The sequence below is a fragment of the Microbulbifer maximicatervae (SeqCode) genome (genome assembly GCF_052467385.1).
This window is the reverse complement of record NZ_CP174311.1, coordinates 981,127-1,002,136: the sequence shown is the minus strand read 5'-3', so window position 1 is coordinate 1,002,136 and position 21,010 is coordinate 981,127. Positions and strand designations below refer to the sequence as shown.

Genomic DNA, 21,010 nt, shown 5'->3' with positions numbered 1-21,010 from the left:
GAAAAATATCACCATGGGTTTTACTTGCGGTATTGTCGGCCTACCTAATGTGGGCAAATCCACCCTATTCAACGCATTAACCAAAGCGGGTATCGATGCGGAAAACTTCCCCTTCTGTACCATCGAGCCCAATGCCGGTGTCGTGCCGGTACCAGATCCCCGCATCGACAAGCTGGCTGAGATCGTCAAACCGGAAAAGGTAATTCCCACCACCATGGAATTTACCGATATCGCCGGCCTGGTTGCAGGCGCCTCCAAGGGGGAAGGGCTGGGTAACAAGTTCCTCGCCAATATCCGCGAGACCGACGCTATCGCCCACGTTGTTCGCTGCTTCGAAGACGATAACGTTATCCACGTCGCCAACCAGGTACACCCGGTAGCGGATATCGAGGTAATCAACACCGAGTTAGCCCTGGCCGACCTGGACACTGTGGAAAAGGCCCTACAGCGCTTTACCCGTGCCGCCAAGGGGCAGGACAAGCACGCGATCAAGATGAAAGCGCTGCTGGAAAAAATCCAGCCACACCTGGATGAAGCCAAGCCGCTGCGCTCTTTCGAGCTTTCAGAAGACGAACTGGCAGACCTGCGCGAACTGAGCCTGCTCACTATCAAGCCCACCATGTATATCGCCAACGTGGACGAAGATGGCTTCGAGAACAATCCGCACCTGGATGCTGTAGCTGCCATCGCCGCTGAAGAGAACGCGGTACTGGTACCTATCTGCAACAAACTCGAAGCGGAAATTGCCGAGCTGGACGACGAAGAAAAGCAGGAGTTCCTGGAAGAGCTGGGTATGGAAGAGCCGGGGCTGAACCGCGTGATCCGCGCCGGCTACCAACTGCTGGGCCTGCACACCTATTTCACCGCTGGCGTGAAGGAAGTTCGCGCCTGGACCATTCCACTGGGCGCTACCGCTCCCAACGCTGCCGGTAAAATCCACACCGATTTTGAAAAGGGTTTTATTCGCGCAGAAGTGATCAGCTACAGCGATTACATTGACAACAACGGTGAGGCCGGTGCTAAAGACGCTGGTAAATGGCGCCTGGAAGGCAAGGACTACATTGTCGCCGACGGCGACGTAATCCACTTCCGCTTTAACGTCTAACCGCCTCTCCTTTTTTGCCTCCCCACCCCGGGGAGGCGCGCCCACCCGTGTAAATTCCATGGCTCAATCAAACTGGAAAGTCGGCCTGCCCCTGGCACTGATTACCGTATTTATGTGGGCAACCCTGCCCATCGCTCTCAAAGGGCTTCTCGAATACATCAGTCCCGGTACCGCCACCTGGTATCGCTTCGCCGGTGCAGCACTGTTAGCGGGTGTCTACTACGGACAAGCGCGTAAATTACAGCTCAAGCCCCTATTCAGTCGCGGCTTGCTGCTTTTCACCTTCCTCGCTGTTGCCGGCCTTCTTGTGAACTACCTCGCCTACGCCAGTGGGCTCAATTACATTACCCCTGGTGCTGCCCAGGTTGTGATCCAGCTGGCCCCCCTGCTTCTGCTGATATCCAGCGTGCTTTGGCTGGGAGAGAGCTTCTCGCCGCGTCAGTGGAGCGGCGTGGTACTGGTAGTAGTTGGGCTGCTGCTATTTTTTAACCAGCGCCTGGAAGAGCTGACCAGTGGCGCCGGCGGCGAATACCTGCTGGGGCTCGGCTATATCCTGATCGCCGCTGTCACTTGGGCGATTTACGGCTTTTTCCAGAAAACAATATTGAGCCGCGCAACACCCCAGGATCTACTGGTAGTAATTTATATCGCAGGGACCCTGTTCTTCCTGCCCATGGCGGAGCCAATGAAGGTTTCCCACCTGGGCTGGCTCGAGTGGGCGCTTTTAGCGTTTCTCACCGCCAATACGCTGATCGCCTATGGGGCTTTTAGCAAGGCACTAGCGCACTGGGAGGCATCCAGTGTCAGCGCAACCCTGTCATTGGTGCCAGTCATCACCCTATTGCTCAGTACGCTGATCAGCTCTATCTGGCCCAACTATATTGCAGTTGAGCCGCTCAACTGGATCAGCTGGGCCGGCGCCGGCGCCGTAGTACTCGGTTCCGCCCTCGCCGCAATCAGTTCCAGGCGCGGTTCTGAGCAGTCCCGGGCATCAGATGAAAAAAATCGCTAACTATCTGAAAAGAATACAAAAAAAGTGTTGACACCCCCGGCCCATCGTTTAATAATGCGCGCCCTCGGGACAGCCGAGACAACAAAAGAAATGGCAAGGTAGCTCAGCCGGTTAGAGCGCAGCACTCATAATGCTGAGGTCGGGAGTTCGAGTCTCCCCCTTGCTACCATTTCAAATCACAGAGACTATTCTTTGTGAAACTTGAAACTGGGGCGTAGCCAAGCGGTAAGGCAGCGGGTTTTGATCCCGTCATGCGAAGGTTCGAATCCTTCCGCCCCAGCCATCTTCCCAAATTATCTAGCAGGCCCAAGTCTGGGCAGCAATCAAAACCCCAACCGTTTTTTATCTGATTCTGCGAATAGTTCGCCAGAGTTCGTCCGGCGAACGCAATCCAAAAATCAACTACTCCGGCAGCACCACACCATTAGCTTCCATAACTGTCACTTCGGCGCTATCGGGCTCCAGGTCAGCAGTTCCTGAAGTTGCTACAGGCGTTCGCACTTGTTCCCTGCGCAAACCCAGGGCTCGCAGCCACTCGAACCCCGCCAGGCAGCACAGCAATGCCAGCAGCACTAGCAGACCGCCATATCCCTTCATAGCCTCACTCTCGGACATACAAGTCCACACAAGCTGCACAACGCACAGGAAGGCCACAATCAACAGGGTCGGCTTGCGTCCCAGCAAGCTAACGACAAAAACGCCCAGGGGCGCCCCAAGGGCCACTACCGGTGCTGCCGCCAGCCAATTCCCAAACACCCCAGGCTGCCAATCTCCCGCCAGCGACTTCACTATTACTCCGAGTACCGAACAAAATGCCATGATCACCACGGATGTAGGGATCGCCACCTTGAGATCCACCCTGCTCAACAACACAAGAGCCGCATACACCAGCATGTCCACACCCACACCGGTAACTGCCACCACGCAAAAGCCGGCAAAAGCGCCCAATAGCAAGCCGACACGAAAATCTGTTGGGCACTGAGGGTCCCCCGCGTGCTCACAATCAGTAATTTCGCTGAGGCGATACAAATGAAAAATGCCAAAACTGCCCCAGAGGACGGCAAAGGAAAGCTTCACCCAGAGTTCGGGTATCAGAGGGGCAAACAGTAGGATACCGGCGGGAGTCGCCAGAAGAGAGCCCAGCAGCGCCCCCCGCAACATCGACCAGGCCAACTGCTGGCGCCGGCAGAGAATAAACAAGCTGGCACTGACCATACCTATCGACTGAACCGCAAAACTAAAGTCGCGACCCAGACTTGCCGGCATATCAAAAAACAGCACCAACACGGGAAACCCAACTGTCCCGCCGCCCATCGGCGTAGAACCTGCGGCATAGCTACCCAGCGCCATCGCCATCGCCATAGACCAATGCTCGAGCGCCAGGGCTAGGTTCTCGCCCTGTAAAATCAGGAACAACCAAACACCGTAAAACAGAACCAACCAAGCGAGCCAATAGCGAAGAGAGAATCGCGCCACGTTTTTCATCTTATTATTTGTGAGCTAAAGCGTCAGAGGGAGACAATAGTGGTACGAGTGTGAGATGGGATCAAGACAAGATTTGGCTAGTTCGCCTATTCCGGTCAGGAGGGTCGCCCGACAGCCGCAGCTGCCGGGCAAAGCGCGATTAGTTCAAGCGCTTCTTGCGAATCAGGTTTTGAACCTGCATAGAGGACATCATAGAGGCGTAGATTGCCGGCAGGGCGCCACGTTTACGCAGTTCCAGGAAGTCTTCATCAGAAAGCTTGTTAAGCTTCTCTTCATCGATAACAAAGAAACCTGTCAGATCGTAAGGCTTGTCATCTTCGCTAACACGCAAAGTCAGCTTCTTCTGGGTCAGCAAGTCCTTGGAGACCAGGAACTCGATAAAAGACTCAGTCACTGCAACACGCTGTGCAGTTTCAACCACTGCCTGAGCGCGATTCTTCAGGAAGTCAGTTTGCTCGCCTTCCCCATCGAACAGCGCTTCACCTTCAGAGTCGCTCAGCATCTTGGAGTCTTCGTCGATGCACAGAACAGCCTGATCAGCGTTGTCTGGATTCTTCACCAAAACAAACGGGTAAGTGCGCACTTGTACAGGAATGTAGCTGCCATTCCAGCCATCAGCGCCAGAGAACAGGTTTTCACCGGGGCGCAGACCGGTAAGCGCCACAACTTTAAACTGGTCAGTATTCTGGTCTTTAACGAACAGGATCGGGTAGCTCTGGGCTGCCTGTACGATTTCCTGAACCACCAGCGGCAAAATGTGATTACCGCTTACATGGTCAAAAGTAATGTCTTGGGTGAGTTTCAGGTTGGCATGTGCCTTTTTGTCCAAAGCTTTGATCTGTGCCATAAGTACAACTCCTAGCTACTTTTATAGTTACTAAATTTTCAGAGATACCCTAACGTACCACTCTTCTACGCATCTACGATGACAAGTGCTTCCCGACAGTCGCCGGAAACCAAAGCCAGCATTAAACAGGGAAGAAGCCCAACTGGCAAACAAAGTCCACCAACATTAACCTAAAGACAAATTTATTTGATTAGGTTAATACTATTCAAGACTATCGCACCAATTAAATTCACTACTCCCCCCTTAAAATGACCGGGCAACCTTCAAACTCAACGAATCGAGTATTAGCTAGCCAACCATGACAGGTAGCGCATTACCTGTATCACCCCTCCCCCACCTCTACAGCTATCGTAACAAGTGGTGCTTTTTTATACGATTGAAAGTGGTTGGAGTGAGTTCGATGCAAAAACCGAGGGGCGCCTCACTATGATGAGCCTACTATTCATTTTTTACCTCCTAGCAATGTCTCTAGCCGTGAAGAATTACCACACCCTAGCAACCGCAACATTCATTTTTGCCTTGATATCAAGCATCGCCTGGCTGGGCTATCACACCGGCGACAATCTCAACTTAGCCTTGTAAGGGAGGGTGAATGGGGCAAATATTTCGAGAGCTTAATGCACTGGGCATACTTGCCGTATGTGCCGTACTCGTCGCCGCAGAGTACTTTCAATTAGTGAATGGAGAAATGCCTTGCCCTCTCTGTTTACTTCAACGAATTGGGCTCACAGGAGTCTTATTTGGCCTGATGCTAAATGTACTCTATGGCAACCGCCCTCTACACTACAGCCTGGCTACACTGTCAGCGCTATTTGGCGCCGCTACCGCATTGCGCCAAGTCAGCCTACATGTTATTCCCGGAACACCAGGTTATGGCGATCCATTAATGGGATATCACTATTACACCTGGGCACTAATTATCTTCTACATGACAATTATTGGCATCGCGATTATCGGTGCATTTGATAAGCAATATGGAAAACCCATATTTATCAGTTTCCGCGATCAGGGAGCTCTCGGAAAAACAGCCATAGTGGCTGCATTTTCAATTACCGCACTTAATATATTTATAACTTTCGCAGAGTGTGGACCTACTGCCTGCCCGGATAATCCAGACAAATATTGGCTCTTTGGCGCTATCGACGGAATTTAAAAGCAAGCTGAGAAAAGAAAAGGGGTATGGCTATACAAAAGACAGCTTGCCAAGCATATATCCATAGATCAACAGAATAGATGGAGGCCAGGACCGGATTCGAACCGGTGAAAAACGGTGTTGCAGACCGTCGCATTTCCTCTCTGCCACCTGGCCATAAAAAAACCCGGCGCTTCCGCTCCGGGTTCTTTGACTCTCCGGAAGCAAAAAACGCTTCCGAATAAATTTACAGAAGCACGCAGGTTGCCTGGCAGCAACATATAGAAAGAAGTTCTTGCGCGTATTTCATAGTAAACAGTCTTGTTTAATTTGCCGCCAAGGATAATGTAACAAAAACCCCATTTCAACTCTTTCTAGGTAGCCTCAGAATACTGCCCAACCCTAACCTCATTACCGGGCAACGGCTGCTCTGGAACCAGCTGTGCCAACCCAAGAGAAATTAAGGCCATTAAAGACCCGGCAAAGAATACCATTGGCGGAGAGACAAGCCACAGCAAGCCAAATACTACAGGGATAACCACTGCGGCAATATGATTGATAGTAAAGCTGACTCCAGCCGAAGCCGCGATATCCCGCTCGTCGACTATCTTCTGGAAGTAGGTTTTAATCGCAATTGCCATAGAAAAGAATAAATGGTCAACAATATATAATGCCGCTGCCAGCGCAGCACTTTCTACCAGCGCATAACCCGCAAATACCAGTATCAGGCCAACATATTCCAAAGTGAGGATACGGCGCTCGCCAAACCGAACGATAAACTGTCCGATCTTCGGTGCGATATACAAATTAAGTAAATGGTTTACCGTATAGAGAGCAGCAACCTCCCCCACGCTGTATCCAAATTTCTCCACCATCAAAAAACCAGCGAATACTATAAAGATTTGCCTGCGAGCCCCACTCATCATCGTGAGCGCATAATAGAGCCAATAGCGTTTTCGCAGAATAAGCTTCTTATGCTGGCTGTGGGGCTGAGCAAACTGAGGGAAAAGGACCCAGGCTCCTAAGGCAATGACTATTGTCATGCCACCACCAATTAGATAAACCCAGGAATAATCCAAACCTGCGAAGTTCATTAAACCCCACACCAAACCATAAGCCAGAAGCGCAGCAAAGGAACCTGCGGCAGCCATGCGCCCCATCCAAACTGCTGCTGTTTGTTTGGGAAACCACTGGAGTGCCAGGGAAGTCTGCAAGGTCTCATAAAAATGAAATCCGGTAGACATTAAAAGTGTAGTGAGTAACAACCCGGTCAATGATGGATACAGCCCCGTTAGCATCACTCCAAGGCCAGTTGCTACTAGGGAGATTATCGCCAGCCTCTGCTCCCTGACAAAAAGCAAAACAAAGACTACCAGGAAGGCTAAAAAGCCAGGTATCTCACGCACACTTTGCAACAAACCAATATCTGCACCGGTAAATGCTGCCTTTTCAATGACAAAGTTATTAAGTAGCGTATTCCAAACAGCAAATGAGAGCGGCATCGAAGCTGGCAGAATAAGCAAAAGAATTTCAGGCCGGCGAAGACGTTGTAGCATAAATGACCTCCTATAGCTAAGGCCCGCAATATACGCCCTCAATATCCAACTGTAAAATCATATAAATAGTACCGATAAATATCTCTTTTCATCGAGAATATTGCAGCTCATAAATCAAATACTAATTAAACCATTAAATAGTGGTAACACCGACCAACCACTTGCTCAACTGCCCGAGAAATTGGTGAACAAGACGTACCAATTGGAAAAGTAGCAAGCAATCTACTTGTGTATAAATTCCCGCTGATCATGTATTTTGAATGAGATGAGGAAGCTTAGTTGACTATCTATAACGACTAGAATCAGACAATTCTAATCTAAACTCACCTATGCTTTAACTGCTATATAGCTAGGCGCCTTACACCACAGCATGGCTGATTACCGACATAGATAACTCTTGGAGAGAAAAATGCGTATTCATTCCTGGCGAATTTATCATCTTACTTTAGTCATGCTATTTACCACACTCCCTTTTCTACTGGTGGACGCCGTTGCTCAAGAAGATAACTTACCTGACAAACTTAAATTAAACGAATGGAAGGTGCCCTGGGAGGGACTCCCCAGAGACCCGCATGTAGACAGTAGAGGTAACGTCTGGTTCTGTGGACAAGCGGGTAACTACATCGGGAAGTTTACACCCACCTCTGAAGAGTTTAAGCAGTATGAAATACCTGAAGGTACTCACCCTCATAACCTGATTGTGAATTCAAACGATATTGTTTGGTATGCAGGTAATCGAAATGCGCATATTGGGCGATTAGACACCAATAATGGACAAATTAAACAATATCCAATGCCTGAAGGTATCAAAGACCCACATACGCTAGTCTTCAATCGAGAGGGAAATATCTGGTTCACAGCCCAGCAAAGTAACCGCATAGGCCTGCTAAATGTACAGAGTGGCAAAGTTCTAAGTGTCACCCCAACAACCCCTAATGCCCGCCCCTATGGTATTAAGATTGATGCCCAGGGAAACCCCTGGGTAGCGCTATTCGGCACCAATAAGTTAGCTCGCGTAGACGCAAAAACCATGACCATAAATGAGGTTAACCTGCCACGCCCAAATGCTCGCCCTCGCAGACTGGAAATCGATCCTACCGGCAATATTTGGTACGTTGATTATCCAGAAGGCTATTTGGGGCGTTATACTCCGACGACCAAGGAGTTTAAAGAGTGGAAGCTACCCAGTAAGAATCCACGCCCCTACGGAACAGCACTGGACAACAATAACCAACTTTGGCTCGCTGATACTGGAGAGATTCCAAATATCATTTTTTCCTTTAACACAGAAAAAGAGAAATTTACAAGCAAGACCCCAGTTCCAAGTGGTGGAAATATAAGATATATGTATTTTAACAATATGGATGGAAGCTTTTGGTTTGGTGTTGATTCTGGATTTATCGACCAGGGAATACCAAAATAGAAGTATATATAGCTCTATTGATATCAATCGATGTATGGCGTCACTGCAATAGCTCTATATATCCTGATACAGGACAAACTATTCAAATACAGACTTCCATTTAGAATTCTAATTTTTTCAGCTCTACTAACAGCCATTCACGGCGCCCTAATGAGGCAAGCATTGATGGATCACCTTATTGGCAACCCACTACAAGTTACACTAGCTTAAAATGGCATAAAGTGGCTCGTGTGGATACTCGTGGCGACCGTTATAATTATAGGTGTTGAAGTATTCGCCTCAAATAAATCAAACTCTAACGAATCTACAAAACAAAAAGCGTGCAGCAATCATTAAATAAAACTCATAAACAGAATTTACAATTATGGAACCGAAACAAACCGGGATAGCATACGATACCATCACACATCTATGGGAACGTAAAGAGTTCAACAGGAACAACGGTATTAGCCAGTATAAGCGGGCACTTGGCTTTGTAAAAAATAGAGGCTCCGCACTAGATGTAGGGTGTGGCTGCACAGGAAGGCATATCGAGCTTCTGCTAACTGAAGGATTTTCTCCCGAGGGAATTGATGTTTCTGAGAAAATGATAGAGATCGCCAGGGATAAGCACCCTAATGTCAACTTCTATCTAGAGGATATATGTAAGTGGAAAGCCACAAGAAAATATGACTTTATAAGTGCGTGGGATAGCATCTGGCATATACCAATTGAAAAACAAGAGGAAACAATAAGGAATCTAGCGTCTTACTTAAACAAGGAAGGCGTTCTATTATTTTCCTTTGGTGGAACAGATAAAGAGGACTATCATACGAATGATGCGATGGGACCGAAATTATATTACTCCACCTTAGGCACAAATAAATTTGTACAACTCCTTATTTCATCTGGTTGTATTTGTAGACATCTGGAGTACGATCAACCGTCAGAATTACACGCCTACTTGATTGCTCAGAAGATATAATTATTTTATATACACGGACCCCGCCCCCTCAATCATGGGTAGCCTATATGTTAACCGGAGCAATGCTTGTTTGGTTTATTCTTACCGGTCTCAGCCTAGTTTTTGTTATTTGGGACTCAATCACTAATGCGCCAACCAGCTGGGTTCAGCGCCTGGCTTGGATATTAGTGATTCTTTATACCGGTGTTATCGGCTTAATCTTCTACCTGCTCACCTGTCGCCGCCCCTTTCCAGGCGGCCACGATCAATTCACTCGAGCGACATGGAAGCAAAGTGTAAATAGCGAAATGCATTGTCTTGCAGGTGATGCAACTGGGATCCTTATCGCAGCATCTATTGTACCCACACTGGGCCTCACCAATGGATGGGATTCCATAATTGAGTACTTGGCTGGCTTTGTTTGTGGTTTGTTTATTTTTCAGGCATTGATGATGCGAAGTATGTATCAGGGAAACTACTTAAAAGCAGTGGGTAAAACTTTCTTTGCTGAAACTGTATCTATGAATATAGTTATGGCTGGCATGATACCCGCTATGGTAATACTGACTTCCATATGGCCAAATTCTGAAGACCCAACAAATGCTACCTTTTGGTTTCGTATGAGCTTGGCAACCATTGTTGGGGGCATCATTGCTTACCCTATTAACTATTGGCTGGTAAAAAATCACTTAAAACATGGCTGTATGACCCTCCCGGGAAAAGATGGAGTCGCGCCCAATTTTGGTCATTGCTCTCATGAATGCGCCTCAAATTCAGCACCGCACATCCAGGCTATCTCACAAGCAGAAACGCCTAAAATGGAGATGTATTCTTTATCTTTAATGGAATCGAGTATATGGATAATGGGCACTTTTATAGCTCTTTTTCTTGCAATTTATGTCACAGATAAAATCACACCAATATACTTTTGATCTCAGAACTTTATGCACTCAAAATAATCGCTTAAGCATAAGATTCAAAAAATTTCTTTCTCCGCCTATAGTAAGATTTCACCCTGAGGGTGGCTGCCAATTGATTACCGGGCTTACTCCTTCAGTATTACATAACCAAACAATCGCTTTTATGCCAACCTTAAGCTTCCCCTTAGTATCAATGAGTTTTTCCCAATCGCTGGAATGAAAAGAACAGCCATGGATGCGGAACTGCCCGAGAACCTCCTTCCAATTTGCCATAGTCAGGTTTAGAAACTCATTTGTTCCATGGTCAGTAGCAACCCAAAGCTTAACTCCATCTTTCACCCGCACAAGTTTTGTAATCTCCCCCTGCCATGAAGTTAATTGGTTTCGATCACAAGTTACGTACTCTGGAACAGCTAGCCTTTGAGCCAAAAGATTCGGGCTAGCAAAAACAAATAAGCTCAGCACTAAAAATAAATAATGTTCTTTATTCATAATTAAAGAAGGGGGGCAAGCCCCCCTTAACCATTAAAGACCACGATAAGTCGCGCTTTGTTCATCCGCGCGAGTGGCTTGACCTTCAGTGAACTCGTACATACAACTGTCGTCAGTGTAATCCATAAAGTTAGTTACCGGATCTTCCCCTTCAGCATTTCTTCCCCTGGTACAGGTATCCCGACCAACAGGGCAGCCATAAGCAGCCGATCTCTCCGCAGGGGTATCTGAGACGTAGTCCCCCCGGCCAAAACATCCTCCTTGGAATGTGTGATAAAGACCCAACCAGTGGCCAACCTCGTGAGTTAAAGTGTCCCCCTCATTGTAGGGCGCAGCATCACCTCCAGGCACAGAACCAGTTAAAATTACCACGCCGTCATCAAGTGGATCAGAGGAGTAACTACTTGGGAATGTAGCCCACCCAAGTAGGCCATCACTAATTTCAGCTACATAGATATTCAAATCCCCGGCATCGCCAACTCGCAAGGAAGATTTCATTGACTGCTCAGCCGAAGAATTGTAACCAACGTTATACCAAGAATTATTTGCTGTAACAGTGGCTGTAACTAAATTAAAGGTAAATGGAGTATTTGCGTAAGCATCATTCAATACATCCATTTGCGCATTAATCTCACTATTAGAAAGCGCTCCATTATTAGCAGTGTCAGTAATTACATGAAAGTAAACATCAACTTCTACAGAACCTGCGGGGCGCAATGTGTGCGCCACACTTCTATCACTTGATATACCACGCAGAGTAGAAAAATGCTGCTCTTTTAATGCAGCTTCCTGAACTGATGGGTGGTCTGTACCGCAGCGCTTCAGCCCAACGCTATTGTTGGCAGCCTCAATCGAAGAAACACTTTGAGCAAAACCTATAGTTGATGACGCAAGCACGCACAATGATAGAGCAGTTTTTATCGAGATATTGGAAACAGTCTTTCTCATAACCTAAGCCTTAATTTTATTATTTATTTACACTCCCATAAGAGCCCGCCAACTTTCCACGCTTCCATAAACTTTTGTCAATAGCACCAATTCTTAAATTGATGATAATGACATCAAACTCTTTAATAAGGCGTAACGTTCAACAAGAAAAATGTAAATATAAAAAAATAAAAACCCCCAAAAAAAAAAAACAAAATGCAGATACATTCCTCTCTGAAATTAGTTACATATGAAATTTATTCACGAAAAACACAAGGTGCGACTCACTTAAAAATACGAACAAAAAATTGAGAAATCTGAAATTACTGACAGGTAAAATTCCAATAAAAAATACCGAATTTTATTCCAACAAAGCGGGCAGTTATATTTTTATGATACATCATCGCAAAAACAGCTCGCGCCAACTGGGGTTAACAATAAAAAGATATTCCAGCCACTAGAGCACCTAATTCAAAAGGCCAATCACAAATAACAAAGGCCACTTACCTTCTGTGGCCATGGAGGTAAGCGGCCTTTATAAGTTCTACAGTTTTTAAACTAGAGTGAACACTCTACCCTAAATTAACCCCACTGTTTTTGAGAGCTAAGATCATTTCCACTGCTCGGCGAGCGACAGGCGGTAAAGTGAAGCTTGTTATAACCTAGCTTATTTTCAGTAATAACTTTTAGAACATCATCTAAATGAATATGGGCCCCCTCTTCAACCAAAATCAAATCATGATCATGAAGACCACTCTGCCAAGCCTTCTTAATATTATCCACATGACCAGGGCTTTTTTCATTATATGAGAGATTATAATTATAAACACTCGCACCACCACCAGCTATCGAGTGAACTTTTCCTGACCCCATATTTAGGAACTCTAAAGTTCCAAATTTTTCTTTACTATTTTCCTCATTGGCAGGCTTACCTGTTTTTGTCAAACTCCTGACTGCATGATCAGAAGACGCCGAACCATGAAATGAGTAGAAGTATAGAGCCAAATTCTCTGGCAATTCAGCCTTACCAAAAGAGCCGTTATCAAATGAACCATGTGCGTAAAGGATCGCCTCATTACCACTGGCTTGTTCTTTTTTATGAATTATCACTTTTCCAAACTGAACAGTTTTCATCACATTCCTTATCGATCAAAGGTTGGAGAATCTATTTTTTTGACCACACCATCAAGATGCGGTCACAAATTTAAGATTATTCTTTTCAAATAAAACCCACCTGCTTTTAATGGTTACAGATAAATAAAATTAGATCAACGAAAATAAAATCTATTTAAGCGACTTAAATCCAATCTTCATTACCACCCTCTCATTCGAGCAAAACCGTAATCAAGACAAGTAAAAAAACTATGGCCTGCGAAACAAGCGTCATACAAAACACAAAAAAAACCACAAAATCTCAATTGAGGAATTTTTCATCCACATTTCAAATCAGGATTAAATGGATTTAAAACCTGATGAACAATCTCACAAAAAATGGTTATGTAACCTTAGAGAAACTGAGACTCAATTTCGCATGAAAAAAAGTTCTATTACAGATAAAAGACAACATTATTGACTATTGCAACCATCATACAGTCAAGCACACCTAGCAAACTCTTTATTTAAATTTTTTTGGTTAAAATTTGAGATGAAAGGTATACCATCTCTCATCATTGCTCTAGGAAGAGAGACCAATAAGCTACAAAAGCCTAGATTGCTAACATAAGTAACACCATATGAAATACAGAGTTATTTTTTTACAAATATACTAGAGAGAAATCTCTCACAGACGACTAAGACTTGAACAGCTTGACAACCCACCCTCTCAGTTGGATTACTATTTTAAGCTGAAAAGAATGAATTGATGAGCTGTGGACGAATATCTACTCTGAAAAGAGTGGCATATGGCATGGATAAAAATTCCTCACCAAATTGACCTCCAAATATGAGAGATATAAATCGTATGCAGGTAGAAACTGGAGGCTTTCTAGGGCGAAGAAGCGGTGGTGAGCCTGGCATCAAAACTGTTTGGCAGGGACACACTAAACTGCTTTATTACTTGGAGGCAGCGGAGACTTTAAATCGACTTAAAGGGGCTGTATAAAATGTAGTAGTTCAGACTTGTTATGACAGTTATCAGCTTTTAAAAAGGTGCCTCATCAGGTCAAATTCAGGTTACAAGTTTTTCCTTCCTGATACTTTTCTATCTTTAAGTGTTGCCATCTGTGTGCTGCGTGCATTTCTTTGTGTCAGAGATGCTGAATCCGGAAAAGATTACGAGCATCGGCACGAATGGATTGAAAGCCATATGCATAAGTTGGTCGAGGCGTTTGCGCTAGATATTGCTGCCTATGCGGTAATAAGTAATCACTACCACACAATGCTATACATCGACACAGAATGTGATGATAAGTGGTCGTAGAGGTAATTACTCGTTGGCAAAAGCTCTTCAAAGCCTCTAGCTTTGCCCAGCGCTATATTCAAGGCGATAGCCTCAATCACGCTGAAGTAAACAGACTAAAAGAATTCTTGTCCCAATAGCGGGAACACTTAACGAATATCAGCTGGTTTATGCGCTGTTTAAACGAATCTATCGCCCGCTGAAGATAACTGTACAGGCTATTTCTGGAAAGGTCGTATCAAGAGCTATTACCGCCTGTATAGCCTATATCGATCTCAACCCTATCCCTGCCGAAAGCCCCAGAAGAGTCTGACCACACTTCGGTTCAACAACGTATTCGCGCAGCAATCTCAGGTCGATAACCTAAAGTGCTTCTGAAATTCACAGGCAACGAGCGTCTGAACAGGCCAGAAGGGCTGCCCTTTCAGTTAGATTATTATTTGGAGTAGGTGGACTGGAGTGGCCGAAATTTTGATCCCAGAAAACGGGGTTGTATTGCCGAAAACACTCCACCCATCTCCAAGAGCCTGAATATCCCACCAAAATACTGGCTATACTTCAATCGAAACTTTGAAAGTCGCTTTAAAGGCTTGGTAGGATCAGTCGAGAGGGTGCGTGCAGCAAGCCTGTACCCAGCTCAATAAGCGCTGGGTACACGGCATCAGCGACTGTCGGCACTTACTTTCCACTATACACTGCTAATTTCAATTCAATCTCTTGATACTACCTCTTCCCGCTTTTATCCAAAACCACGTGGGATGCGTCTCAAGTATTACATTTTCGGTATTTCATTATACCTAAGTGCTAAATCGATTAGAAATTATATTAGTTATAGTACTGATAACAAAGTCAGAACTCTTTTTCAAAGTGTGGGTGTCCAGAAAAAAATCAACCTCATAAGCTTCATGAGTTAAAGTCGCAATGAGAGCTTCATTGCTGCTAACTGCCGACTGTTTAACGTATCTGTTTGATTTTTCGTTGGTTATCTAGAAACACAGCTTCATAAGGAGGCTAGCCAATCCTTATAATATTTCTCTTGGTCAGTTGTACTTGAAAGTTCTTCATCTGTCTCATCAAAAATTCTAACAACATCTTTTCTGAGAGCCTGTTGCCCCATAGTCAATTCGTAAGCGACAATACCACCACTCATATCTCTTGACATTGGAGAGGGATAAACGTTTTTTCTTGATCCATTACAAACAAACCTTAAACCTATATTATCTGCCTCATCTCTAGCCAACTTAAACGCCTCAAACAAATCTTCGGCCTCTACTGAAAAATTAAAAATCTGGGGGACCTCTATCTTTAATCTCCAAGGAGAGCTCGCCGTATAATAAAAATCGGCAAAAAAAAGTTTTCCTTTAATTTTTGCTTTGACAGATTTGGTTTCCATTATTTATAAACCTTTGGATTAAGTATCGTATATCCTACGTAAGACCCATCAGGATTCACAGGTGTCGCCCCTAAAACTTGGTCGCCTAAAACACCACCCGGGACGGCAATTTCTTGCTCTTCAGGAAATGGAGATTTGCTACCCAAAGTTTCATTTACATCTATTCCATTCGAAGTTCTTACCGAATAGACCGTTCCACTTCTGGTTCCATAGTTAGTAGCAAATTCAATTGCTACCGCTGGGTCTGTAGAGGTACTCACATAAATACTGGGGGTATTTGTAGCAGCATAATTTTGAAGATCTGTATTGGTTCCCCTAGGTTGGAAGCCTTCCTCAAAAATAACTTCTGGCTCACGAGCATCCCCACGATAAGTTACGATTGGTTCATTGTGATTTTTTTGAACCTTATTGACTGGATCTATATACTCACCGGTAAGCAAATCATAGTTTTCCGGTATTTCTTTACAAGTCAACCCGAATGGATCAATCCAAGTTACAGGGTTAGGAACATACTGGTAATTATTCGACCCACCCAGTAACCCAATCGGATCCTGCTGAGTAAACTCCCCAACCTCTGGATCATAATACCTAAACCGATTGTAGTGCAGCCCGGTCTCCTCATCGAAGTACTGCCCCTGGAAGCGAATCGGTTGCTCTACCTGGTTTTTATGGGCCAAAGCAATATTGCCATAGCTTTTATAAGCAACGCTCCATACCACTTCACCCTCCTGATTGGTAAGAGTATCAGGAGTTCCCAGATGATCCAGGTGGTAATGGTAAACCTGCTCATCTTCCTTTAGCGCAACCGGTTTAAAAGTACTCGGCTCAAAGTAGTAGGTGCGGGTATTCAGGTCCTGCTGGGTGTGGATATCAGTCTTGTTTTCACGAAGCAGAACATCACCGTCCCAGAGGAAGCTGGTTTGTTCACTGTTAGTGGATTTAACAATGCGACGGCCGAGCGGATCGTACTGGTAGTGAATTCCTTGTTGAAGCTGTTCTACCTCCTCTTCTACCTTGAGCTTTTCAACACGCACCAACTGCTGGCGACTGTTGTACTGGTAGCGAGTTTGAAGCTTCTGTCCTTTACCACGCAGCTCGGCGATACGGTTGCCGTGGATATCGTAGCGATAGTGAGTATCGCCACGGAAGGCTAGGCGATTGCCCTTGACTTGAGTGGCACTGGCCTGCTGTTTGGCTTCATCTTCTGATCTAGCGGCGGCCAGAATATTGTGGGCAGGGTCGTGCACAAAATATTCGGGGTTGGGCCCATCAACCTGAGTAAGGCGATCCAGAGCGTCGTAGTGGTAGCTGCGGGTGCCACGTAGACTGTCCTCGATTTTGGCAATCTGGCCGGCTTTGTTGTACTGGTATCTGCGCTCTAGGATTGAGTTTGTACTTTGGGTTGGATCTGATACCGGACCACCGGCCTTGCCCAGGCTCAGCTTTTGCAGGCGCCCTTGAGGGTCATAGTCCCGCTGGCTTTTCAGTCCATTACCGTGCTGGCGTTGACTCTCCCTGCCCTGCTCATCATGATTGATATTGGTAATCAGCTGATCGGTGTTGCTGCCTACTGGGCGGCGGTGCAGGCTCTCGAATTGGCCGGCGGGGTTAAAGGCGAAGTTGAGCACTTCACCATCAGGCAAGGTGGTGGCAATGCGGTTGCCTGCGGCATCGTAGTTATGGGTGAGTTTATCTTTGCCCTGCCAATCCGCAGTTACACGGCCATTAGCATCGTATTCCCAGCGCAGTTTACGGTGGGTGTTTTCCGCTTCGATTAACTGGCCACTGCGGTTATAGCGAAAATTGGTTACACCATCCGGGGTGACTTCTTCCAACAGGCGGCCAAAGGGGTCGCGTTCAAAGATGGTGTCCACACCTTTGCCGGTATCAGCATCCGTGACTGCCCTGGAACTGATCAGGTGCCCGGCGCGGTTATAGGCGTAGCGAGTTACACGTCCGTCGAAGCCCACTTCTTCAATCAGGCGTTCGTTCAGGTCGTATTTGAGCTGGTACCGCTCACCATTTTCGTTGGTGAGGCCCACCAGGTTGCGCTCGCCGTCGTAGTGGTATTCCAGGCGGCAGCCATCCGGGTTGGTGCGTGTCTTAACCTGGCTGAGGCCGTCGTAGGCGTAGCAGGTGCTGCGGCCTTCGGAGTCCATAACTTCCGCAAGCAACCCTTGGGGGTTATAGCTGTACTGAGTCCTAGCTCCATCTGGGGTAATAACTGCGTGGATACGATCCTGGGCATCGTATTCATAGCGAGTAATCTGGCCTGGGGCATGCTGCACTTCTTCCAGACGACGGGCATCGTCATAGCGATAGTGCTGGGTACGGCCCATGGGATCTTTGACCGCTGCCAGCTTGCCCTCGGGGTTCCATAGATAGCGGGTGGCATTACCTAATGGGTCTGTAACACTACCTATCAAGCCCACCGGGTTATAGCTATATCGGGTGCTACTACCAAGGGAGTCTTTGGTGGTGACGATCTGGCCTTTCTGGTTGTATTCACGCTGCCAGGTGTTACCACTGGGGTCTGTGACTTTGGCTGGCAGGCCTTCACTATTGTATTCGATACGGTGGCTATTGCCGGCGGCATCGGTCTTTTGTATCAAGCGACCTTGGTCATCATACTTATAGAGTTCTTCTCGCCGACTGCCATCATCGCTGGGCAATTGTACTTTGGTAACTTGGCCCAGATCGTTGTAGCTGTAGAGGGTCTCTGCACCTTCAGGAGCGCGGTGATAAATCGGTAGGGCGCGATCATTAAAGCGGTAACGTTCCTGTCCCCCACGAGTATCCGTTACGGTAACGCCGTGGCCATCCTCATCCCAGGCAAATTTGTAGTTGTAGGTAGCCTGCCCGTCGATAGCATCACCCCATTGGCGTACGCAACGGGCAGATGGGCCTTCTTTATCCCATTCAAAGTAAAAGCGGTAACCGGTTTTTAGGATGCGCTTGGAAATAACATGTTGGTGATATTCATATTGCTCACTGTAGCCATCCGCATCGGTGGCTTTTATCAGATCACCTTCATCACTGTATTCGTACTGAGCCAGTATTTTAATGCGACCATCGCGAGTTTCTTTCTTTAACTCGCCAATACGCAGGCTATTGGACTGTCCTTCGGGCGGGCTGATATGCAGAGCTTCACCGAGGCTGCTCTCGATACAAATCAGGCGCTCATCAATATAGTGGAAGAGGTAATAATTACCGTAGCCATCGCGGATTTCAGAGAGTTTTAGAGCCCCTTTAGTACCTGTCGCCTTGAAGTGTTTTTGCACACCATTTTGGGCTCCGTAGGGAGTTACAACCCAGTGCTCATCGTTAACGCGAGTTAACGATAAATTTTCCACCACATTGTGGCTGCGGCCGCTATTACCCGGTGCAAGTAAGCTAATTACCCGGCCCTCGGCATCATGAAACTGTACCGCTTTGCCTGGACGCCATACCAGGCGCTCATTCAACGTGTGGGTCCAGCCGTGGCCCAAACCGAAATCCCTGGCGTTACTGCTGCGGTAAGTTCGCGCCAGAGTTAGTGGCAGCGGGCCATCCAGCACCGTATCCACCAAAGTCAGACGCTCTTCACCTGTTTTTAAGTTGATCGGTTCACCACCTTCACAGGCACTGGCATTGCACTGGGAGGTGTCACCGTTCTGGTTTTCCCCGGTGTCGCTATTGGTATTGTCCGGCTCGTTGCTATTATTCGCTTGGCTACCTTGCGACTCACTTGAATTATTATTGGAACCACTATTGCTTTGATTGGAATTTGAGGCAGTGCTGCTGGCCCCTGAGCCACCAGAACTGGCTGGCGGAGCCGCCGCTTCAGAGGAACTCAAATCGGAGAAGTTAGCACTTTCCCCTCCTTTAGCGTTGCCACCCTTTTTCTTGGAAACTAGCTGTTGCTGCTTCTTCAGTTTGGCCAAGTCCAACATCAGCTCGCCGACATTTTTAAAGGACTTCAGCAAGCGCGCATTTTTAGCCATAGCTACAGCGGCGCCAACGCCCCCCGTAATCGCCGCTAGGACGATAGTGAGGATAATTTCAAAGGCACCACCGCCGGCTGTTTCGGTAATTTCCAGACTGTGCTGTGCTTTTACATAATCCTGGGCAAAGCGGAAAATAATCTCGCGCAGAGCCGGATCATCATAAATAATTTGAGCAACGTCAAATGCCAAATCCAGTTGCTGTTTCGTGATCTTTGAAGGGTCAAAACCGAGTACATCCACCACTTCTTTTTGTAAGTCTGTGACGTATTCCTGGCCAGATTCTGTAAAGCTCTTGTCATTCCAGAAGTAATTTGCTGTGGCAACACCCAGCCTTTGAGACTGGCGCATGGGATTCAGCATTTGCGCCACTTCAAGCACATCTTTTGTCCATACCGCCAAGCCCCAGGCGGCATTGCCAAAACCGGTCGCGCCACTTTCAATATAGGCACCCACTTTTTCCAGCGTTGAGCGCTTCCCATGCTGCTGCTGGATTTGGGCCGCTTCTGCCCTCTCCTGGGCAATAATTTGCTGTAGGCCAATACGAATCTTGGCAATCAACTCAGCCTGTTTGTCAGCAATTACGGTAGCTGCTGTTGGAGCTTCTTCAATAATCAGACGATTCTGGATTAAAGCGCGATAAATCTCTCGTTCAGAAGAGGACAAATGGCCGGGCGGCTCAGATAGGGGCCCCAGGAAGATTGTGCCCGAGGTACCCGCTTGAATACTGGTACTGAGCAAATTGCAGGAGCTACCTCCCAGGCTGAAAAAGTGCTGGTAAATTTTCTCAATAACCGCATCGTCGAACATCGAAAGCAAGTGGCCGGCATCGACCTGCATAGGGATCCCCAGCGGGTACGTCCACCCTACTCTCACTTCGTACTGGATGCCTTGCTTATTTTCAACACGTAGCTGCATGATAATCCTTTAAACACTTACGCCTATCTGGACCTAGTGGGGACCTAATTCAGTTAATTCTCACCCGCGAACATTAGGGAACCCCCAAAGAACTCCGGTAAGTTTTCGATTCCGTCTATTTTTCGAGCAAAATACCCTTAAGCTGAAGTCAACCAGACTTCAACTGGTGATTCCTCCGAGCTTTGTCGGCGTCGATTAAAATCGAAATCGCAAGACCAGCCAATACCACGCCATTACACAACGAAGCCGCTGAGAAGAACATTCTCTATCCAAAAAAGGGAGCTTAAGGGCTGCTGTGCTAGAAGAATACTAACGACTAGATTCTTATCTTCCTTTTCACTCTTAAGAAATTAAGAATCTAGGTGGCGCCAAATAAAACATGGGACTGAGATCTACTTCGCGAGGTTACCGCAAATTAGGTAAATACGGTAGATAGCAAGTGTTAAGCTGAGTGGCGAAGCTTTCGGTAGCAGAAA

General features: G+C 46.7%; 17 protein-coding genes and 3 tRNA genes. 11 read left to right on the top strand and 9 right to left on the bottom strand.

The window, feature by feature from the left end; all coding sequences use genetic code 11:
• Positions 1–13: 13 nt before the first annotated feature.
• The 4 genes from ychF (at position 14) to ACJJIR_RS04340 (ending at position 2,400) form a co-directional block, all read left to right on the top strand.
• Positions 14–1,105 carry a redox-regulated ATPase YchF gene (gene ychF / locus ACJJIR_RS04355; RefSeq protein ID WP_413663075.1) on the top strand — a complete coding sequence of 364 codons (1,092 nt, stop codon included), beginning with the start codon at positions 14–16 and terminating at the stop codon, positions 1,103–1,105.
• Between the two features lie 58 nt (positions 1,106–1,163).
• A complete protein-coding gene (locus ACJJIR_RS04350; protein WP_444907461.1) occupies positions 1,164–2,117 on the top strand; it encodes a DMT family transporter in 954 nt (317 codons plus the stop codon).
• Between the two features lie 92 nt (positions 2,118–2,209).
• Positions 2,210–2,286, top strand: a tRNA-Met gene (locus tag ACJJIR_RS04345).
• A gap of 39 nt (positions 2,287–2,325) precedes the next feature.
• Positions 2,326–2,400, top strand: a tRNA-Gln gene (locus ACJJIR_RS04340).
• A gap of 119 nt (positions 2,401–2,519) precedes the next feature.
• Here ACJJIR_RS04340 and ACJJIR_RS04335 read toward each other — a convergent pair.
• Together ACJJIR_RS04335 and ACJJIR_RS04330 are read right to left on the bottom strand one after the other, a co-directional pair.
• Positions 2,520–3,602 carry a sulfite exporter TauE/SafE family protein gene (locus ACJJIR_RS04335; RefSeq protein ID WP_444907460.1) on the bottom strand — a complete coding sequence of 361 codons (1,083 nt, stop codon included), beginning with the start codon at positions 3,600–3,602 and terminating at the stop codon, positions 2,520–2,522.
• A gap of 139 nt (positions 3,603–3,741) precedes the next feature.
• Positions 3,742–4,449, bottom strand: coding sequence for a SapC family protein (locus ACJJIR_RS04330; RefSeq protein WP_444907459.1), 708 nt, complete (start codon positions 4,447–4,449; stop codon positions 3,742–3,744).
• Between the two features lie 426 nt (positions 4,450–4,875).
• On the opposite strand from ACJJIR_RS04330, the gene ACJJIR_RS04325 reads away from it, so the two are divergent.
• Together ACJJIR_RS04325 and ACJJIR_RS04320 are read left to right on the top strand one after the other, a co-directional pair.
• The gene (locus ACJJIR_RS04325; RefSeq protein ID WP_444896318.1) at positions 4,876–5,031 is read left to right on the top strand and encodes a DUF5993 family protein; all 156 of its coding nucleotides are present in this window, start codon (positions 4,876–4,878) and stop codon (positions 5,029–5,031) included.
• Between the two features lie 10 nt (positions 5,032–5,041).
• Entirely contained in the window at positions 5,042–5,602 is a 561-nt protein-coding gene (locus ACJJIR_RS04320) for a disulfide bond formation protein B (RefSeq protein ID WP_444907458.1), read from the top strand.
• Positions 5,603–5,683: 81 nt separating this feature from the next.
• Here ACJJIR_RS04320 and ACJJIR_RS04315 read toward each other — a convergent pair.
• Together ACJJIR_RS04315 and ACJJIR_RS04310 are read right to left on the bottom strand one after the other, a co-directional pair.
• Positions 5,684–5,758 (bottom strand) — tRNA-Cys (locus tag ACJJIR_RS04315).
• Between the two features lie 197 nt (positions 5,759–5,955).
• Positions 5,956–7,137 carry an MFS transporter gene (locus ACJJIR_RS04310; RefSeq protein ID WP_444907457.1) on the bottom strand — a complete coding sequence of 394 codons (1,182 nt, stop codon included), beginning with the start codon at positions 7,135–7,137 and terminating at the stop codon, positions 5,956–5,958.
• 409 nt (positions 7,138–7,546) lie between these two features.
• Between ACJJIR_RS04310 and ACJJIR_RS04305 the strand changes: the two genes are divergently transcribed.
• The 3 genes from ACJJIR_RS04305 to ACJJIR_RS04295 all read left to right on the top strand — a co-directional run bounded on the left by ACJJIR_RS04305 (position 7,547) and on the right by ACJJIR_RS04295 (position 10,435).
• The gene (locus tag ACJJIR_RS04305; protein WP_444907456.1) at positions 7,547–8,560 is read left to right on the top strand and encodes a Vgb family protein; all 1,014 of its coding nucleotides are present in this window, start codon (positions 7,547–7,549) and stop codon (positions 8,558–8,560) included.
• A gap of 364 nt (positions 8,561–8,924) precedes the next feature.
• Positions 8,925–9,524: a class I SAM-dependent methyltransferase gene (locus tag ACJJIR_RS04300; RefSeq protein ID WP_444907455.1), complete on the top strand. Its 600-nt coding sequence runs from the start codon at positions 8,925–8,927 to the stop codon at positions 9,522–9,524.
• 47 nt (positions 9,525–9,571) lie between these two features.
• Positions 9,572–10,435, top strand: coding sequence for a DUF4396 domain-containing protein (locus ACJJIR_RS04295; protein ID WP_444907454.1), 864 nt, complete (start codon positions 9,572–9,574; stop codon positions 10,433–10,435).
• A 78-nt stretch (positions 10,436–10,513) separates the two neighbouring features.
• Here ACJJIR_RS04295 and ACJJIR_RS04290 read toward each other — a convergent pair whose 3' ends face one another.
• The 3 genes from ACJJIR_RS04290 to ACJJIR_RS04280 form a co-directional block, all read right to left on the bottom strand.
• Positions 10,514–10,915 (bottom strand): hypothetical protein, encoded by a 402-nt coding sequence (locus ACJJIR_RS04290; RefSeq protein ID WP_444907453.1) that lies wholly within the window; start codon positions 10,913–10,915, stop codon positions 10,514–10,516.
• A 33-nt stretch (positions 10,916–10,948) separates the two neighbouring features.
• A complete protein-coding gene (locus tag ACJJIR_RS04285) occupies positions 10,949–11,863 on the bottom strand; it encodes a zinc metalloprotease (RefSeq protein ID WP_444907452.1) in 915 nt (304 codons plus the stop codon).
• Positions 11,864–12,424: 561 nt separating this feature from the next.
• Complete coding sequence (locus ACJJIR_RS04280) at positions 12,425–12,976, bottom strand: putative adhesin (RefSeq protein ID WP_444907451.1); 552 nt, start codon at positions 12,974–12,976, stop codon at positions 12,425–12,427.
• Between the two features lie 808 nt (positions 12,977–13,784).
• Between ACJJIR_RS04280 and ACJJIR_RS04275 the strand changes: the two genes are divergently transcribed.
• Both ACJJIR_RS04275 and ACJJIR_RS04270 read left to right on the top strand, forming a co-directional pair.
• Positions 13,785–13,943 (top strand): IS4 family transposase, encoded by a 159-nt coding sequence (locus ACJJIR_RS04275; RefSeq protein ID WP_444907450.1) that lies wholly within the window; start codon positions 13,785–13,787, stop codon positions 13,941–13,943.
• Between the two features lie 123 nt (positions 13,944–14,066).
• Entirely contained in the window at positions 14,067–14,261 is a 195-nt protein-coding gene (locus ACJJIR_RS04270) for a hypothetical protein (RefSeq protein ID WP_444907449.1), read from the top strand.
• 979 nt (positions 14,262–15,240) lie between these two features.
• Here the strand turns inward: ACJJIR_RS04270 and ACJJIR_RS04265 are convergent.
• Positions 15,241–15,633, bottom strand: coding sequence for a hypothetical protein (locus tag ACJJIR_RS04265; RefSeq protein ID WP_444907448.1), 393 nt, complete (start codon positions 15,631–15,633; stop codon positions 15,241–15,243).
• Positions 15,633–20,534 carry an RHS repeat-associated core domain-containing protein gene (locus tag ACJJIR_RS04260; RefSeq protein ID WP_444907447.1) on the bottom strand — a complete coding sequence of 1,634 codons (4,902 nt, stop codon included), beginning with the start codon at positions 20,532–20,534 and terminating at the stop codon, positions 15,633–15,635. The genes ACJJIR_RS04265 and ACJJIR_RS04260 overlap by 1 nt, the downstream gene beginning before the upstream one ends.
• Between the last annotated feature and the right edge of the window lie 476 nt (positions 20,535–21,010).

Bases quoted from the DNA above. Each gene is read 5' to 3' on its own strand.
- ychF (WP_413663075.1), top strand. From the start codon at position 14: ATGGGTTTTACTTGCGGTATTGTCGGCCTACCTAATGTGGGCAAATCC.
- ACJJIR_RS04350 (WP_444907461.1), top strand. From the start codon at position 1,164: ATGGCTCAATCAAACTGGAAAGTCGGCCTGCCCCTGGCACTGATTACC.
- ACJJIR_RS04335 (WP_444907460.1), bottom strand. From the start codon at position 3,602: ATGAAAAACGTGGCGCGATTCTCTCTTCGCTATTGGCTCGCTTGGTTG.
- ACJJIR_RS04330 (WP_444907459.1), bottom strand. From the start codon at position 4,449: ATGGCACAGATCAAAGCTTTGGACAAAAAGGCACATGCCAACCTGAAA.
- ACJJIR_RS04325 (WP_444896318.1), top strand. From the start codon at position 4,876: ATGATGAGCCTACTATTCATTTTTTACCTCCTAGCAATGTCTCTAGCC.
- ACJJIR_RS04320 (WP_444907458.1), top strand. From the start codon at position 5,042: ATGGGGCAAATATTTCGAGAGCTTAATGCACTGGGCATACTTGCCGTA.
- ACJJIR_RS04310 (WP_444907457.1), bottom strand. From the start codon at position 7,137: ATGCTACAACGTCTTCGCCGGCCTGAAATTCTTTTGCTTATTCTGCCA.
- ACJJIR_RS04305 (WP_444907456.1), top strand. From the start codon at position 7,547: ATGCGTATTCATTCCTGGCGAATTTATCATCTTACTTTAGTCATGCTA.
- ACJJIR_RS04300 (WP_444907455.1), top strand. From the start codon at position 8,925: ATGGAACCGAAACAAACCGGGATAGCATACGATACCATCACACATCTA.
- ACJJIR_RS04295 (WP_444907454.1), top strand. From the start codon at position 9,572: ATGTTAACCGGAGCAATGCTTGTTTGGTTTATTCTTACCGGTCTCAGC.
- ACJJIR_RS04290 (WP_444907453.1), bottom strand. From the start codon at position 10,915: ATGAATAAAGAACATTATTTATTTTTAGTGCTGAGCTTATTTGTTTTT.
- ACJJIR_RS04285 (WP_444907452.1), bottom strand. From the start codon at position 11,863: ATGAGAAAGACTGTTTCCAATATCTCGATAAAAACTGCTCTATCATTG.
- ACJJIR_RS04280 (WP_444907451.1), bottom strand. From the start codon at position 12,976: ATGAAAACTGTTCAGTTTGGAAAAGTGATAATTCATAAAAAAGAACAA.
- ACJJIR_RS04275 (WP_444907450.1), top strand. From the start codon at position 13,785: ATGAGAGATATAAATCGTATGCAGGTAGAAACTGGAGGCTTTCTAGGG.
- ACJJIR_RS04265 (WP_444907448.1), bottom strand. From the start codon at position 15,633: ATGGAAACCAAATCTGTCAAAGCAAAAATTAAAGGAAAACTTTTTTTT.
- ACJJIR_RS04260 (WP_444907447.1), bottom strand. From the start codon at position 20,534: ATGCAGCTACGTGTTGAAAATAAGCAAGGCATCCAGTACGAAGTGAGA.